Below are 15,027 nucleotides of genomic sequence, written 5' to 3'. Positions count from 1 at the left end.
ATTTTCTGAAAATCCCTTATAGAAGCTACCATCTTGTTCACTTTGAAGAATATATACGTAAAACATGCGCTAATAAAAAAAGCTAGCATTCCACTAGCTCTAATTGGTTAAGCGGAGAGAAAGGGATTCGAACCCCTGGACCTGTTACAGTCAACGGTTTTCAAGACCGCCGCATTCGACCACTCTGCCATCTCTCCGGGTGCAAAACTAAAAGATTTGAATTTATCGAATGTTTTTTTTTGTAAAAAAACTAGTACTCTAGTCCCAAAAAGCCAGAATTCAGGGAATTATATTAACCTTTTTGAAAAATATTACAAAATATAATGCCGACCTTGAATTTTCTTAGTGAGGAACGAACTTAGAAAATAATCGGTTCGGTATAAATATCGCAACAAGAATAAAAAACTAATCTAACGAATATTCAACTGAAGATTTTTAGTAATCATACCTACAGCTATAGCTAACAGTATGACCCCAAACATTTTTCGCATAACTAGAATAGTACTTTCTGAGATTTTATCTTTTAAGAAATTTAGATATCGTAATACGAGAAATACAACAATTACATTTATTACAATTGCTAATGCAATTTCCAGATAGTTATACTGAGATTTTAATGTTAGTATTGTGGTAATAGTACCAGCGCCTGATATTAATGGAAATGCAACCGGAACAAGTGCGGTTGCTTTATTTTGTTGTTTCGCTTGTTTTATAATATTTCTACCCAGAACCATTTCCATAGCCAATATAAACAAAATAATACCTCCAGCCACTGCGAATGAGGATTTAGTAACTCCTAAAAACATTAAAAACTTCTCCCCTAGAAACAATGCCATAAGCATAATGATGAGCGATGCAAACGAGGCGCGTTCAGGATGTATTTCACCCGAATTTTTACTAATATCAATCAATAAAGGTAACACGCCAATAATATCAATAACAGTAAATAATGTAATAGTAACGGTGAGAATCTCTTTAATACCTATGCTTTCCATTATTACAAATAAACCACAAAGTTAAGTTATTTCATGGTAGTAACTCTTAAACAATCGTTATATATTTTATTAATTTTCTGTGAAATATAAGACGATTCAAAATTTTCTCTTGCATAATTTGAAAGTTTTGCTTTATCAATCGTTGGATTATTTAGAATAAGTGATTGCATGATATCAGTTAATTGTTGGACATTTCCTTTCTCTATCAACCATGCTCCTTCATTTGGAAAAAACTCATGTACACCACCTACATCTGTTGAAATAAAAGGTAATCCTGACGCCATTGCCTCAGCTAGTACACAAGGTTGGTTTTCAAAATCACTAAACAAAACGAAACAATCCGCTGACCTCATATAGTCCGAAACTTCTTTATGGGACAATGCTGGTGCAATTTGAATGACATCTTGTAATTTATTGAATTCTACGAAATCTTCGACTTGTTTGATGTCTCCATTTCCACCTATGATGAATCGAAAAGAAAAGTTCTTTTGTTTAAGATATAATATGGCACTTAATATTCCACCAATGTTCTTAGCTTCGCTTAAGTTGGATAAATGTAGGAATGTAAATACTGGATTTTTATAGCCATTAGGGTAAAATAAATCGATGTTAATCACATTGGGAACGACTTCTATTGGCAATTTTCCGAAAAGTTCTTCTATTTTCCTCCCTAAATGCCTGCTGACAGGTAAAACACTCCGGGCTCCCTTAAATATAGGTTTGTAGACTATTTTTTTAAGCCATGCATTCTTAATACTATGAAATCGGTGGTACTGCGTAGCATGCTCAGTTAGGATGTATGGTAAAGCTTGAAACAGTAACCATACAAAGTGGTAATGAACTACATTGGCATGAATGAGATCTATATTATTAAGATTATTTCTTCCTTTAATTAAGCCTGTGACTTTACGAAAAAAATTTAATAATGAAATTTTTGACTTTGGAAAATAATAAAGATATTCTGTCATTTGCTCGTTTACATGTATGGTTTCTAGCTCCCATTTATTTATATTAGGATCGCCTTCAACATGAACAACAGATACTTTGCTTATATCGGATATAGCCATCGCATGACGCTGCACAAAATCGCCATTATATGAATCTAGTCGGTTTGGGTACCAACTCGAAATGAGCATGATATGTTTTCTCTTCTCTATGACTATAAATTTATTCACAAATTTAGACTATATATAAAAACTGTGATAAATTTCATGAGAAAGTCAATACTTTTGATTCTTAGAAATAGAGTTATATGTCAAGGAAAAGAGGCAAACTGCGTATTAATAGAATTTTATGGATAGGTATAACTCTAATTTCCATATTTTTTATTTTTAAATTTTTTTCTACATTAAGACCTGCATTTCTTTTTCCAAAATGGAAAGACTATGCCGTACATGGTGTAGACGTATCGAAATATCAAGGTCAAATAGATTGGTATCAACTAAACAATCATGAAGTTAAGTTCGCCTTTATAAAGGCAACAGAAGGTAAAGAACTAGTGGATAAAGAGTTCCAAAATAATTGGCAGCAAGCAAAAGAAGTAGGTATAATTAGAGGAGCCTATCATTTCTATAGACCAAATTTAGATTGGAAAATACAAGCTAGGAATTTTATCTCACAGGTAGAATTAGAAAAAGGCGACCTACCGCCTGTTTTAGATATAGAATTAGTCCATCATAGAGATCAGTTAAATTTGCTTTCTGATATACGAAAATGGTTAGAGGTCGTGGAGAGGCACTATGGGGTGCGTCCTATAGTCTATACGTATGAAAACTATTACAATCGATTTTTGCTAAATGAATTTAGACATTATAATCTGTGGATAGCTAAGTATAGCCATAGTTCTCCTTGCTTAGATGATGATGCTCGCTGGGAGTTTTGGCAGTTTTCAGAAACAGGGGAATTAAAAGGTGTGGTGAATAAAATAGATTTAAATTGTTTCTATGGCACAGAAGCTCAATTGAGAAAAATTTTAAAAAAATAGTCATATGAGAAACTATGTTGCTAATTTATATTCATTTCTGAAAGATTTAGGAGATGAAACTATCTCTGAAAAGCAGTCAAAGTATATGCGTTATCGATTTCCATTTTTTGGATTGATGAATAAGACAAGAGATATATACTGGAAAGAATATCAAGAAGTGGCAGGAAAGTTAGATAAGAATTGTATGATTGAGTTTGCTACCGAATGTATTAGATATCCTGAACGCGAAATGTGGTACATAGCTTCTCAGGTATTGAAGGAAAATAAGAAAAGATTGAGAGCACAAGACTTAAAATTTATCAAAGACATGATAGTAAAATCTGACTGGTGGGATATTGTGGATTTATTGGCTTCGAATTGTATTGGCGCTCTTTGTACAAAATTTCCTGATCTTAGAAATGAAGTCAATAGCTGGATAAAAAGCGAAAACTTTTGGCTTCGTCGCACTGCCATAATATATCAGTTAGGCTATGGAGTGAAAACGCATGAAGAAATTCTGTATCAGCATATTCTTCAAACCTGTCACGAAAAAGAATTTTTCATTCGCAAGGCTATAGGCTGGGCACTCCGCTCTTACTCAAAGGTAAATCCTGTATCCGTAAGAAATTTTATAGAAATAAATCAGAATAAATTATCTAATTTAAGCGTAAAGGAGGGAAGTAAGTACCTGTAACAGCTACTCCGCAAACGGTATTATTTAATTTTCTTTATTTTAAAAGCATAACTGCCAGTAATCTCGCCACCTAGAGTCTTTGTTTGGAGAAAATGCTCATGATTATAAATTGGGATATTATATCCAAAAGTAATTCTTATTTGATTCTTATAACACCAACCGATTTCGGGTTTAATTTTAATACTTAAATGCTTCATATTTGTATACATAATCGTATGGAATCCAAAAATAACAGGTCTTTCAATCCAGCCTCCTACATTTAGTCCTGCAAAGGGATTCTCACTTAATACAAATTTAGAGGTCAATGACAAATTAGGTCTTGCATGATGTATTTCCCTTGAGTACTGCCTTATGATCCCTAATTCAATAAATGGTCTTATATTTTCCATATTTTCACTATATCCTTGAATTCCACCACCAGTAAAAATCATAGTTTGCATTTGTGATTGCAATTTAAGATTTGTAAAGAATAAGGTCAAAATGAGAATTACAAATGACGTCTTCATTATCCAAAATTTAATTGCTAACAAACAATTATTAAAACATAACCACCTTAAACCACACTCGCTTAGCTTCCAAGTCTACTTTGTCAACTACTATTGTAACAGGCTGTCCCATATGAAACTCTGTATGGGATTGGTGTCCTTTTAAAGTTAAAGTGGTAGGATTAAAACTGAAATTTTCTCTAAAATTAGAGCTCAGTTCTACATAACCTTCACATTTGTTAGCTTTGAGTTCTACCCAAAAGCCTGTGCCATTCATACCGCTAACGATACCTTCAAATTCTTGCTTTAAATGATAACTCAAATATTCTACTTGTTTATATTTAATACCTTCACGTTCGCAGTCTGTGGCTTTACGTTCTTGATCTGAGCAATGCATACACATTTCTTCCATTTGTGCAGCTGTATAGTCAACTTTTTTCTTTTTAAGCACATTGGTAAGTAGTCTGTGCGCAATTAAATCAGGATATCGACGAATAGGCGATGTGAAATGTGAATAATGCGTGAAACCGAGTCCATAATGTCCTATGTTTTCCGTCGAATAATAAGCCTTAGCCATTGATCGAATGGCCATTTGATTTAATATATCGGACTCAGGACTATCAGATATTGAAGTTAAAAACTCATTTAGTATCCCAGCAGCTTGTTCTGGTTTGGTTATTTTTTTTATTTTGTGTCCGCCCAGTCTCAAGGCAGCTTCACTAAATTGTTCCAATTTAGCTAAATCAGGGGTTTCATGGTCTCTATAAATACCAGCAGGAATCATCTTCTTTTTTGAATAGACTTCTAAAGCCATCGCAACACTTCTATTGGCACGAAGCATAAATTCTTCTATGAGCCAATTTGCCTCCTTCTGCACTTTAGGAATGATATCAATGGGCTTTCCAGATTCATCCAAAACAAATTGAACTTCTGGTGCCTCAAAATTGATACCTCCTTTATGAAAACGTTCTTCCCGCCATGATGTAGCGATTTTATGGAGAAAGAGAATAGTTACAGAATGATCTCCCTTACCGGTTTCTATAACTTGCTGTGCTTCTTCATAGGTAAACCGTCTATCCGAATGAATAACTGTTTTTGCTAAATATTCATTATGAACTTTTCCATTCTCATCTATGTGATAAATCATAGAGAAAGCCAATCTATCCTCCTTAGGATTCAACGAGCAGAGGTCATTGGATAATTTTTCTGGTAGCATAGGTGCTACTCTATCAGGAAGATAAACTGAGGTAGCTCGGCGTAACGCTTCTTTATCTAATTCTGTGCCTAGCTGAACATAATGTGCCACATCGGCTATATGCACTCCTACTTCATAGAGATTTTCTTCTAGCTTTTTAACTGAAAGGGCATCGTCAAAATCGCGTGCAGTTTTAGGATCAATTGTAATTGTCAAAGTATTTCGCATGTCCAATCTATCTGCTAAATCCTTGTCTGTTAATTTTGACTTTATTGGTTTTAATTCTTCTAACACCGCTTCTGGAAATTCCTGGTGAAATTCACGTTCGAGAAGTATAGTGCGCATAGTTAGCTCATTGGGGTTGAAATTTTTCAATACCTCTATGACCTTACCTCTTGGATTTTTTTCTTTATCTCCCCATTCAATAAACTCGATTTCTACATAATCTCCATCTTTTGCTCCATGAGTATATTTTGATGAAATATAGAAATCAAAAAGTGCTTTGGAAGAAACCGGAGTGACGAAGTAAACTTCAAATTCTTTAGATTTATGAACGGAAAACCTACCGATAAAACTTTTGAGCTTACGTTCTATTACTCTTATAAACTTAGCTTCGGTTCGTTTACCTTCTTTTATCTTATCGAGTTTTACTAGAATACGATCACCCGCAAAAGCTGGAACATTTTTGCTTCGAAGTATAGCATCTCTATCCATACCGTCTATCGACACAAACATAGCTCCTGTAGCTGTAATGTCAAGGATACCCTCTACTTCAACATTTCCATGGAGAACAATTTCGCTATTCGTTATGGTTTTTTTATTTTCTAATTTAGTGATTGATTTTGGCTTGGTAGATATCTCGTCATCCCACTGTTTGAGCATATAGACATCCATTTCAATTTCTACTATTTTCTTTTGCTTTTTCAGCACCATAAGCGCGTGAACTAGCTTTTCTTTTCTTGTAGATTTGGGTAAAAGCTCTTTTAGTTTATCAAAACTAAACTTCTTCTCATAGTTTTTATTGAACAAGTTTAGAATTTTTGTTTCTGTTTTTTCGTTTTTATCTTTCAACACGATTTCTTATAATTATTATTTTTAAATTCAATGGATTATTTCATCAACTCACTAGCTATATGGTCAGCCATTACCTTGCCTGAGGTAGTTAGTTTAAAGTAGTTGTTTTCGTAATGTATCCAATTTTGAGCTTGCATTTCTTGAATCTTAGAGAGGAAATGATTCTCAAAATTTTTTCCAAAGGTAGTCTTTATTTCTTCAATGCCTAGTCCAAAAATAGTTCTCAACCTAGTCATAACATATTCATTGTATTTGTTTTCTATACTTAATACTTCACTTTCACTATAGTTTTCTCCTTGATCTATGGCCTCCATATAGTTTTTTAAATTAGAGACATTCCAGCGTCTTTCCTTTCCTGAATAGCTGTGAGCCGAAGGCCCAAATCCTAGATAGGGTTCTTGTTTCCAATAGCTAATGTTATGCAAAGACCAATGATTTTGCTTTCCAAAATTCGATATTTCGTATTGAATAAGCTTATTTCTTTCTAGATAGTCAATAGTGTAAAAATACATTTCATTCAAGGTATTATCAGGCTCTACAGAAAGTTCCTTCCTAGCTACTTTTCTGGCTAAGGCCGTTTTCTCTTCTACCGTGAGATTATAAGTCGAAATATGGTCAACTCCAAGAGCAATTGCTTGTTCCAAATTATTTTTCCATTGTTTTAAGCCTGAAAATGGTAAACCAAAAATTAAATCCAGTGAAACGTTGTCAAATTTTTCCTTTGCCATTTTTATCGCCTGGATAGCTTGATCAGCATTATGATTGCGATTCATGATTTCTAAGTCAGGATTTGAAAATGACTGAACGCCAATGCTGAGTCTATTTATACATAATACTTTCAATTCTGAAAGATAAGAGGCGGTTATATTTTCAGGATTTGACTCAATGGTAATTTCTGTATTGCTTTCTAACGAATAATTGCCCTTAATAGCCTCAAATATCTTTTCTAAGTCTTGAATACTTAAAAGCGAAGGAGTTCCACCACCAAAGTAAATAGATGAGATGCTTTGACCAATTAATTCTAAACTTCTAGTTTCTATCTCCTTGCACAACGCTTTTATAAATTCTGCTTTTTTGACAGTGCTTAAGGTAAAATAGAAAGAGCAATAATGACAGGCTTTCTTGCAAAAAGGTATATGAATGTAGAGCGCGGCCATATTTCAACTAACAGTAAGTTACCAATTACGAATAAATAGGGAGAACTTTAAATAGTATTGGCTAGGATTAATCAGAATTATTTTTAATTGTAATAACATCTTGTTCTATGGCTAATTTCAATTCATCTATACTACCATACTTCTCCTCTCCCCGGATATAATGGTGAAACCTTAATACAACTTCTTTCCCATAAATATCGTCCATAAAATCTATAATATAGGTCTCAATTTTCGGGATATCAATATTTTCAACCGTAGGATTAAATCCAATACTAGTGGCTGATTTGTATGAAACACCGTCAATTTCTATGGTAGTATGATATACCCCTATGGCAGGAATCAATTTATGAATATCATTTGATAAAACATTCGCCGTAGGAAATCCAAGTGTCCTTCCTAATTTTTTTCCTTCTATTACTTTCCCAGTAACGGAATATTGATATCCAAGCAATTCATTCGCTTGTTCTATTCTTCCATGTTGAATATGATGTCGAATAATACTAGAACTTATATGACTTCGCTGGTTCATATATTCTTGAAGTTGTTTCACTTCTAAGTTTAAACCAAATTTTTCTTTCAAGGCTAAAAATGTATCTATAGAACCTTGTCTATCTCTTCCGAATTTATGATCATAGCCCAATACGACAATTCTTGGGTTTAAAGGTTTCAGGATATAATCTTGTATAAACTCTTCAGCACTTTTTTGTGATAAGTCTCTGGTAAAAGGTATGGCAATAAGATGCTCTACTCCTAGTTTTTCTAATTGAGATATTTTCTCAGCCCAGGTTTGTAAAAGTTTAAAATCACTATTATTCTGCAAAACCAACCTTGGGTGTGGTTCGAAACTTATAAGATAAAACGGAAGCTTATTTTCATCTGCTATTTTCTTAACTTCATTGATTAAAAACTGATGACCCAGGTGCAGTCCATCAAAGGACCCAATAGTGATAATACTCTCAGTTAGCTGAGGGAGCTTTTGATAAATATTCATATCACTCTTTGGTAGCTAAAGTTTTATGAATAGTTTCCATATCAAGAGAATGTTCAATGGAATAGTCTCCTACTTTGCTTCTTACCAGATGATCCAGATAAGCACCAGAATTTAATCTTTTACCAATATCAAAAGCCAAAGTGCGAATATAAGTTCCTTTTGAAACTCTAACTTCTACTTTGATTAGCGGTAAATTAAATTCAATAAGCCGAATATCATATACTTCTATCTCCTTTGGTTTTACTTCCACTTCGATACCTTTTCGTGCTTTCAGAAATAATCTTTTACCATCTTGCTTTACGGCTGAATAAACAGGGGGAATCTGCTCTTGTTTACCCATAAAACTCTTAAGTGTATCTGAAACTAATTTTTCATCGATATGATCTATTGGATAGGTAGCGGAAATTTCAGTTTCTTTATCATAAGAAGGTCTCTCAGCACCTAGAAAAATGGTCGCAATATAAGTCTTAGGCAAGGCATGAATAGCATCGACTTGTTTGGTCATTTTTTGTGTACAAATGATAAGTAAGCCTTCTGCTAAGGGATCTAGAGTCCCCGCATGTCCTATTTTTAGTTTTGATACAGATTTTCTTGTTAGTCCTTTAATTTTCTTTACGACATCAAACGAAGTCCAATCAAGAGGTTTATATACTGGTAGAATAGTACCATTTTCTAGTTCATCTAAAAGATTCATAAGATTATATCATTTGCAAAGAAAATCCAAAATATTTATAAAGCAAAATGACTAGTAAACCTATTATGATTCTATAATAAGCGAATACTTTAAATCCATATTTCACAATATACGAAACAAAGAACTTGATTGCTAAAACGGCTATAATAAATGCGACTATATTGCCGAAAAAAAGCAAAGAAATTTCTTGCGTATTAAGTGCTGAAGTTCCTTCTTTTAAGAAATCGTATAAGTCTTTAACGGTTGCTAGAAACATTATTGGTACCGCTAAAACAAAAGAAAATTCAGCGGCATCTTTTCTAGTCATTCCTTGAAACATCCCACCATATATAGTGGCTGCAGACCTAGAAACTCCGGGAAAAATAGAGATTGCTTGAAAGACTCCGATTAAAAAAAAATTATAAGGTTTTATCTTTTCTTTAAACTCAGACTTTTTATTGAAATAGGGCTCAAGATAGAGCATAATCCAGCCGCCTATAAATAAGTTGATTCCTACAATAAGTACACTACCCAAAGCCTGATCAACATATTTTTTTAATAAAAAGGCGATGATTAGCGTAGGAAGGGCGGCATAGGCAATGTTAATATAAAACTGAAATCCAACGAAAAAACGCTTCCAATAAAGAGCCACGACCGATAAAATAGCTCCAAACTGAATAGAAATTATGAAAAGATTGAGGAAGGAACTGGTTCTAAGTCCAAGTGCAGCAGAAGCTAGTATCATATGCCCCGTAGAGGACACAGGGAGAAATTCAGTAAGACCTTCTACTAGCGCTATTATAAACGCTTCGAAGTAAGTCATTAATTTTCTTTTTTAGCAGATAATATGGCGTAAATTTCAATCAAAAAGCCTACGATTATAACTATAGGCGCTACGACTATTCTACGAACACTATATACCTCTTCTTTAGGAAAGGTTGCAGTGAGGCTTTCTACATCATTATTAGTACCCATCATCAATCCGTATCCTACGAAAATAACAATCAAGCCTAATAGCATCAATTGATAATTCTTCTTGCCGAATAATAAAGGACTGCTATAGCTTTTCGTATCTTCTACTTTTTTAGTTTCAACTTTATCTAGGTTCAAATCAGTTTTTACTTGTGCTTTTTTTGACATTTTAGTGAATGTTAAATTATTTATTTTAGTATAAAGAGTCCAGTTTCATTCTTAAATATTTATTAACAGCAAAAAAGGTACTAATAAATGAAAGTATGACACCTAGCAAAATTAGTCCAAAAAATATGATAGACAAATATTTTAATTCTTTTTGCAATTCTAGTAGTTGAGTGTACTTGTCAAAAAAGTATAATATCAATATCAATAATGCGGACGCAATCAAGGCACTAACAATGCCATTTAATATCCCTCGCCAAATATATGGTCTTATTATAAACCATCTAGTGGCTCCCACAAGCTGCATACTTTTTATCAAAAATCTATCAGAAAACATTGCCAGACGGATTGTGCTATCTATTAGGACTATGGCTATTATTAGCAGAAAAAGTGTGATTGCACCTAAAATTAGAGAAACTTTTCTCAAATTTTTATCTAATGTTTTGGATATAACCTTTGGATAAGTGGCATCTTTAACTAAGGGATTTTTTAATATCCACTTTTTCGTGTTTTCCAGCACCTCTGGCTTAAACACTTCAGATTTAATATTGACTTCAAATGAGTTAAAGAGAGGATTATAACCAATAACATTAATAAAATCTTCATTGATTTCTTTCTTTAGTTTGGCAGCAGCTACATCTTTAGAAACAAATTTCACTTTTTTGACAGCAGACAAATTCTCCAACTCTGCTTTAAAATTGTCGTAGTCGCTTTGCTTAGAATCTATTAATTCTACTTGAATGTAAACACTTTCTTTTAAAGCATCGCTGGTATTTTTTGCTATCCATATAAATATACTTAAAAATCCAGTTAAGAAGAGAACTGTTGTGATGCTAAATATTGAATTCCAATAAGATATTTTATTTCTAGTTTGTTTGGAATGTGTTCCCATTTTTATTTACATTATATTTTAATCAAAGGACTTACCTCTGGCATTGGTTATTTTAACTACTTCTTCAAACTGTTCTTTATTTAAATCATTGTAAAAGAATAAAGCTGGATCTACTTTTTGGTCGTTGTACTCTACTTCATAGTGCAGATGTGGACCTACTGAAGCACCTGAATTGCCAACCAATCCTATTTTTTGACCACGTTTAACCTTTTCCCCTGGTCTGACAGCATAACTTGAAAGGTGGGCATATCGGGTTTTATAACCGTAGCCATGATTTACTACGATACAATTACCATAGCCTCCATCATAGCTGCAAGTCATAACTACCCCATCTCCGGACACGTATATCGGGGTACCACTAGGCGCTGTAAAATCAACACCTTCATGCCGCTTGGGTATTCTATAAATGGGGTGCATACGCCACCCAAAGCCAGAAGCAATGCGCGTCAAATCTTTATTGGATACTGGTTGTATAGATGGAATTGAACTTAACATTTCATCCTTTCTTCTCACGAGGTCCGCTAATTCATTGTATGAGCGTTCTTGTAGTTTCATCGTGTTTCGAACGATGGTAATTTTTTTCAAAATATCTCCAATCACTTTATATTCTGATTCTTTGGTCAATAGGTCATACTTTTCTACACCATTTTCTACAGATTTCCAAATATTTTCATCCAAGGGATCCCTTTGATAAATAACGCGATACATATTTTCATCTCGCTTTCTAAGTGTAGCCAAATCTTCGTTTACAAGACTTAGGTGCCTATCAAGGGTTTGATATTCCTTTTGTAAAAGTTTGATTCTTCTATTCAGACTTTGTTCATTAGGCGATGGGAAAATCTTGTGTGAAACCATAACTGAAATGAATCCAAAAACGAGAATTCCGCTTAAAATCATGAGACCATAACCTAATTTTGATTGCCAACTGACCTTCTTTTGTTCAAACGTCAGATTTGCATGATTAAAAACTAAGGTTGGTTTCTTTTTTGCCATTAATTCTATATCTTTGCCTACCCAATTTGGAATAGATAAAGTGGAGTTTAGTCTACAAATAAAGCTAATTTTGCCTAATTTATACTGAATTAATTCACAAAAACAGCAATAGATCATAATAAAATGAATGCCAACGAGATTAGGAATCAGTTTTTAGAATTTTTCGCTTCTAAAGGACACAAGATTGTCCCGTCTGCACCTATGGTCGTCAAGAATGACCCTACCCTCATGTTTATCAATGCGGGAATGAATCCATTTAAGGATATATTTCTCGGTAATAGAAATGCTGAGGACAAACGTATAGCAGATACACAAAAATGTCTACGGGTATCTGGAAAACACAATGATCTAGAAGAAGTAGGAGTAGATACTTATCATCATACTATGTTTGAAATGTTGGGTAATTGGTCTTTTGGAGATTATTTCAAAGAAGAAGCCATTCAATGGGCATGGGAATTATTGACTGAAGTGTATAAGCTGCCAAAAGATCGATTATATGTAACTATTTTCGAAGGGGATGCCAAGGAGAACTTAGCAAAAGATGAAGATGCTGCAAGAATATGGGAAAAATATATAGCCAAGGATAGAATTTTATTGGGAAATAAAAAAGATAATTTCTGGGAAATGGGCGATGTGGGACCCTGTGGTCCTTGTACTGAAATTCATTTTGACAGTAGAAGTGATGAAGAACGCCTCAAAGTAGACGGAGCTAGCTTGGTCAATGCGGATAATCCATTTGTAATAGAAATCTGGAATAATGTCTTTATGGAATTTAATCGGAAGACAGATGGTTCTCTTGAGTATCTGCCAGCCAAACACGTAGACACAGGTATGGGATATGAGCGATTGGTACGTGTCATTCAAGGTAAAGATTCCAATTATGATACCGATTTATTCACGCCATTATTAGAAAAAGTAGAACGTCTTTCTAAAAAGAAATATGGAAAATCAGATAGTCGAGAAGATATCGCTATGCGAGTCATTGTAGATCATATCCGTGCTATTTCATTATCGATTGCAGATGGACAAATACCTTCCAATACGGGTGCTGGCTATGTCATTCGAAGAATACTAAGACGCGCTATTCGATTTGGCTACACCTACTTAGGTTTTGAGACCCCTTTTATGTATCAATTGGTTGAAGTTTTAGCCAATCAATTTAAAGAGGTATTTCCTGAGGTCATTGCTCAGCAATCATACATTGAAAACGTAATTCGAGAGGAAGAAACTTCATTTTTTAAAACCTTGAGTGTAGGGGTAAAATTGTTCCAAGAAAAAGCTAGCAACTCAAAAAATAAGACGCTCTCGGGCAAAGATGCATTCGAACTTTATGACACCTATGGCTTCCCCATAGACCTGACAAGATTAATGGCTAGAGAGCAAGAACTAGAAGTAAATGAAATAGAATTTGAAAAAGAATTAGAAATACAGAAAGATAGATCTAGACAAGCGACTAAGCTTGAAACCGAAGATTGGGTAGAGGTTCAAAGCAGTCCAAGTCATTCTGATTTTATTGGCTATGCTCTATTTGAAGCTGAGGTAAAAATCTTGAGATATAGGCAAGTAAAAACAAAAAAGGAGACCCTATACCAAATCGTACTAGATAAAACACCATTCTATGCAGAAAGTGGTGGACAAATTGGAGATACAGGTGTTTTAAAATCTGCGAATGGGCAAACCATTCAAATAATAAATACCTTGAAAGAGAATGATACCATTGTTCACTTTACAGATAAATTACTTGGGGATTTATCGGGAAATTTTCATGCACAGATTCATATTGAAAATAGAAAGCGAACAGCAAAAAATCATACTGCAACCCATTTATTACAGTCAGCATTAAGAATGGTTTTGGGAGATCATGTGCAGCAGAAAGGTTCTTTGGTAACACCAGAATATTTGAGATTTGACTTCTCCCATTTTGCAAAAATGACTGATGAGGAGCTGAAAAAAGTAGAACAAATCGTCAATGAAAAAATAGCCGCAGAAATCAAAGGGGTTATCGATCAAGATGTGCCAATAAAAGAAGCAATGGATAGAGGTGTGACAGCACTTTTTGGAGAGAAATATGGCGAGAAAGTACGTGTAGTAACCTTTGATAAGGAATATTCCATGGAGCTATGCGGTGGTACACACGTCTCCAATACAAGCGAAATAGGCTATTTTAAAATTTTATCTGAATCCTCTATCGCTGCCGGTATCCGCAGAATTGAAGCAACAACTTCTACCAACGTTTTAGACTATTATCAGCAAAAAGAAGCGACATTAAATGAAGTCAGTCAAATATTAAAACACCCACAAAAATTAGTACAGACAGTTCAAACTCTTACCAATGAGCATGGTCAAATGAGAAAGACTTTAACGAGTTATGAGCAAATTATTGCTAATTTAGAATTTGACAAACTAGTTCATAATACAAAGGAGATAAGCAAGGTATTGAGTTTTGACCACTTATCAAGTGAAATTGTCAAAGTATTAGCTACTAAACTAAGAAATCATTTTCAGGATAAATCCTTTATCCTAACGACCAAAGAAGATAGCAAACTGAAACTAACTATTGTGTGCGGAGATAATTATCTTAAGGATGGAAAACCAGATGCGAAATCTATAGTAAAAGAAATAGCCCCTATTATCAGAGGCGGCGGAGGTGGTCAGCCAACTATAGCCAACGCAGTAGGTGACATTAGCACAGATTTAGGCTTATTAGTGGGAAGTCTATAAGTTAAGTTCGGCCTGGGTTTAGAGTATCTGGCTTAAATCCTAATTCTACTTTAGAAA

The 15,027-nt window shown here is 34.1% G+C and carries 14 protein-coding genes and 1 tRNA gene; 3 read left to right on the top strand and 12 right to left on the bottom strand.

Annotation, left to right across the window (positions count from 1 at the left end; all coding sequences use genetic code 11):
• Nucleotides 1–112: 112 nt before the first annotated feature.
• The 3 genes from JNL75_00415 to JNL75_00405 form a co-directional block, all read right to left on the bottom strand.
• A tRNA-Ser gene (locus JNL75_00415) sits at nucleotides 113–197 on the bottom strand.
• Nucleotides 198–410: 213 nt separating this feature from the next.
• On the bottom strand, nucleotides 411–995 hold the full coding sequence (locus tag JNL75_00410) for a MarC family protein (protein ID MBL7788275.1): 585 nt from the start codon (nucleotides 993–995) through the stop codon (nucleotides 411–413).
• Between the two features lie 26 nt (nucleotides 996–1,021).
• Entirely contained in the window at nucleotides 1,022–2,170 is a 1,149-nt protein-coding gene (locus JNL75_00405; GenBank protein MBL7788274.1) for a glycosyltransferase, read from the bottom strand.
• Nucleotides 2,171–2,247: 77 nt separating this feature from the next.
• Between JNL75_00405 and JNL75_00400 the strand changes: the two genes are divergently transcribed.
• Nucleotides 2,248–2,979 (top strand): glycoside hydrolase family 25 protein, encoded by a 732-nt coding sequence (locus JNL75_00400; GenBank protein MBL7788273.1) that lies wholly within the window; start codon nucleotides 2,248–2,250, stop codon nucleotides 2,977–2,979.
• A 4-nt stretch (nucleotides 2,980–2,983) separates the two neighbouring features.
• The gene (locus JNL75_00395) at nucleotides 2,984–3,652 is read left to right on the top strand and encodes a DNA alkylation repair protein (protein MBL7788272.1); all 669 of its coding nucleotides are present in this window, start codon (nucleotides 2,984–2,986) and stop codon (nucleotides 3,650–3,652) included.
• A gap of 20 nt (nucleotides 3,653–3,672) precedes the next feature.
• On the opposite strand, the gene JNL75_00390 is transcribed toward JNL75_00395, so the two are convergent.
• The 9 genes from JNL75_00390 to JNL75_00350 all read right to left on the bottom strand — a co-directional run bounded on the left by JNL75_00390 (nucleotide 3,673) and on the right by JNL75_00350 (nucleotide 12,249).
• Complete coding sequence (locus JNL75_00390; GenBank protein MBL7788271.1) at nucleotides 3,673–4,158, bottom strand: hypothetical protein; 486 nt, start codon at nucleotides 4,156–4,158, stop codon at nucleotides 3,673–3,675.
• Nucleotides 4,159–4,189: 31 nt separating this feature from the next.
• Nucleotides 4,190–6,406, bottom strand: coding sequence for a ribonuclease R (rnr, locus tag JNL75_00385; protein ID MBL7788270.1), 2,217 nt, complete (start codon nucleotides 6,404–6,406; stop codon nucleotides 4,190–4,192).
• 35 nt (nucleotides 6,407–6,441) lie between these two features.
• Nucleotides 6,442–7,563, bottom strand: a complete 1,122-nt coding sequence (hemW, locus tag JNL75_00380) for a radical SAM family heme chaperone HemW (protein ID MBL7788269.1) — start codon at nucleotides 7,561–7,563, stop codon at nucleotides 6,442–6,444.
• Nucleotides 7,564–7,630: 67 nt separating this feature from the next.
• Nucleotides 7,631–8,554 carry a bifunctional riboflavin kinase/FAD synthetase gene (locus tag JNL75_00375; protein ID MBL7788268.1) on the bottom strand — a complete coding sequence of 308 codons (924 nt, stop codon included), beginning with the start codon at nucleotides 8,552–8,554 and terminating at the stop codon, nucleotides 7,631–7,633.
• 1 nt (nucleotide 8,555) lies between these two features.
• The gene (truB, locus tag JNL75_00370) at nucleotides 8,556–9,248 is read right to left on the bottom strand and encodes a tRNA pseudouridine(55) synthase TruB (protein MBL7788267.1); all 693 of its coding nucleotides are present in this window, start codon (nucleotides 9,246–9,248) and stop codon (nucleotides 8,556–8,558) included.
• Between the two features lie 4 nt (nucleotides 9,249–9,252).
• Complete coding sequence (locus tag JNL75_00365) at nucleotides 9,253–10,050, bottom strand: undecaprenyl-diphosphate phosphatase (GenBank protein ID MBL7788266.1); 798 nt, start codon at nucleotides 10,048–10,050, stop codon at nucleotides 9,253–9,255.
• Complete coding sequence (locus JNL75_00360; protein ID MBL7788265.1) at nucleotides 10,050–10,367, bottom strand: DUF3098 domain-containing protein; 318 nt, start codon at nucleotides 10,365–10,367, stop codon at nucleotides 10,050–10,052. The genes JNL75_00365 and JNL75_00360 overlap by 1 nt, the downstream gene beginning before the upstream one ends.
• 25 nt (nucleotides 10,368–10,392) lie before the next feature.
• The gene (locus JNL75_00355; protein ID MBL7788264.1) at nucleotides 10,393–11,256 is read right to left on the bottom strand and encodes a hypothetical protein; all 864 of its coding nucleotides are present in this window, start codon (nucleotides 11,254–11,256) and stop codon (nucleotides 10,393–10,395) included.
• A gap of 18 nt (nucleotides 11,257–11,274) precedes the next feature.
• Nucleotides 11,275–12,249: a M23 family metallopeptidase gene (locus JNL75_00350; protein MBL7788263.1), complete on the bottom strand. Its 975-nt coding sequence runs from the start codon at nucleotides 12,247–12,249 to the stop codon at nucleotides 11,275–11,277.
• Nucleotides 12,250–12,372: 123 nt separating this feature from the next.
• Here JNL75_00350 and alaS point away from each other — a divergent pair, with 123 nt between their 5' ends.
• A complete protein-coding gene (gene alaS, locus JNL75_00345) occupies nucleotides 12,373–14,970 on the top strand; it encodes an alanine--tRNA ligase (GenBank protein ID MBL7788262.1) in 2,598 nt (865 codons plus the stop codon).
• Nucleotides 14,971–15,027: the final 57 nt, after the last annotated feature.

This window comes from Chitinophagales bacterium (assembly GCA_016787225.1).
In the GTDB taxonomy this organism is placed as follows: Bacteria; Bacteroidota; Bacteroidia; order Chitinophagales; family JADJOU01; genus CHPMRC01.
Note: the sequence above shows the minus strand (reverse complement) of the source record. Positions and strands in the feature narration are given on the sequence as shown.

Bases quoted from the DNA above. Each gene is read 5' to 3' on its own strand.
- JNL75_00410 (MBL7788275.1), bottom strand. From the start codon at position 995: ATGGAAAGCATAGGTATTAAAGAGATTCTCACCGTTACTATTACATTA.
- JNL75_00400 (MBL7788273.1), top strand. From the start codon at position 2,248: ATGTCAAGGAAAAGAGGCAAACTGCGTATTAATAGAATTTTATGGATA.
- JNL75_00395 (MBL7788272.1), top strand. From the start codon at position 2,984: ATGAGAAACTATGTTGCTAATTTATATTCATTTCTGAAAGATTTAGGA.
- JNL75_00390 (MBL7788271.1), bottom strand. From the start codon at position 4,158: ATGAAGACGTCATTTGTAATTCTCATTTTGACCTTATTCTTTACAAAT.
- hemW (MBL7788269.1), bottom strand. From the start codon at position 7,563: ATGGCCGCGCTCTACATTCATATACCTTTTTGCAAGAAAGCCTGTCAT.
- JNL75_00375 (MBL7788268.1), bottom strand. From the start codon at position 8,554: ATGAATATTTATCAAAAGCTCCCTCAGCTAACTGAGAGTATTATCACT.
- truB (MBL7788267.1), bottom strand. From the start codon at position 9,248: ATGAATCTTTTAGATGAACTAGAAAATGGTACTATTCTACCAGTATAT.
- JNL75_00365 (MBL7788266.1), bottom strand. From the start codon at position 10,050: ATGACTTACTTCGAAGCGTTTATAATAGCGCTAGTAGAAGGTCTTACT.
- JNL75_00360 (MBL7788265.1), bottom strand. From the start codon at position 10,367: ATGTCAAAAAAAGCACAAGTAAAAACTGATTTGAACCTAGATAAAGTT.
- JNL75_00355 (MBL7788264.1), bottom strand. From the start codon at position 11,256: ATGGGAACACATTCCAAACAAACTAGAAATAAAATATCTTATTGGAAT.
- JNL75_00350 (MBL7788263.1), bottom strand. From the start codon at position 12,249: ATGGCAAAAAAGAAACCAACCTTAGTTTTTAATCATGCAAATCTGACG.
- alaS (MBL7788262.1), top strand. From the start codon at position 12,373: ATGAATGCCAACGAGATTAGGAATCAGTTTTTAGAATTTTTCGCTTCT.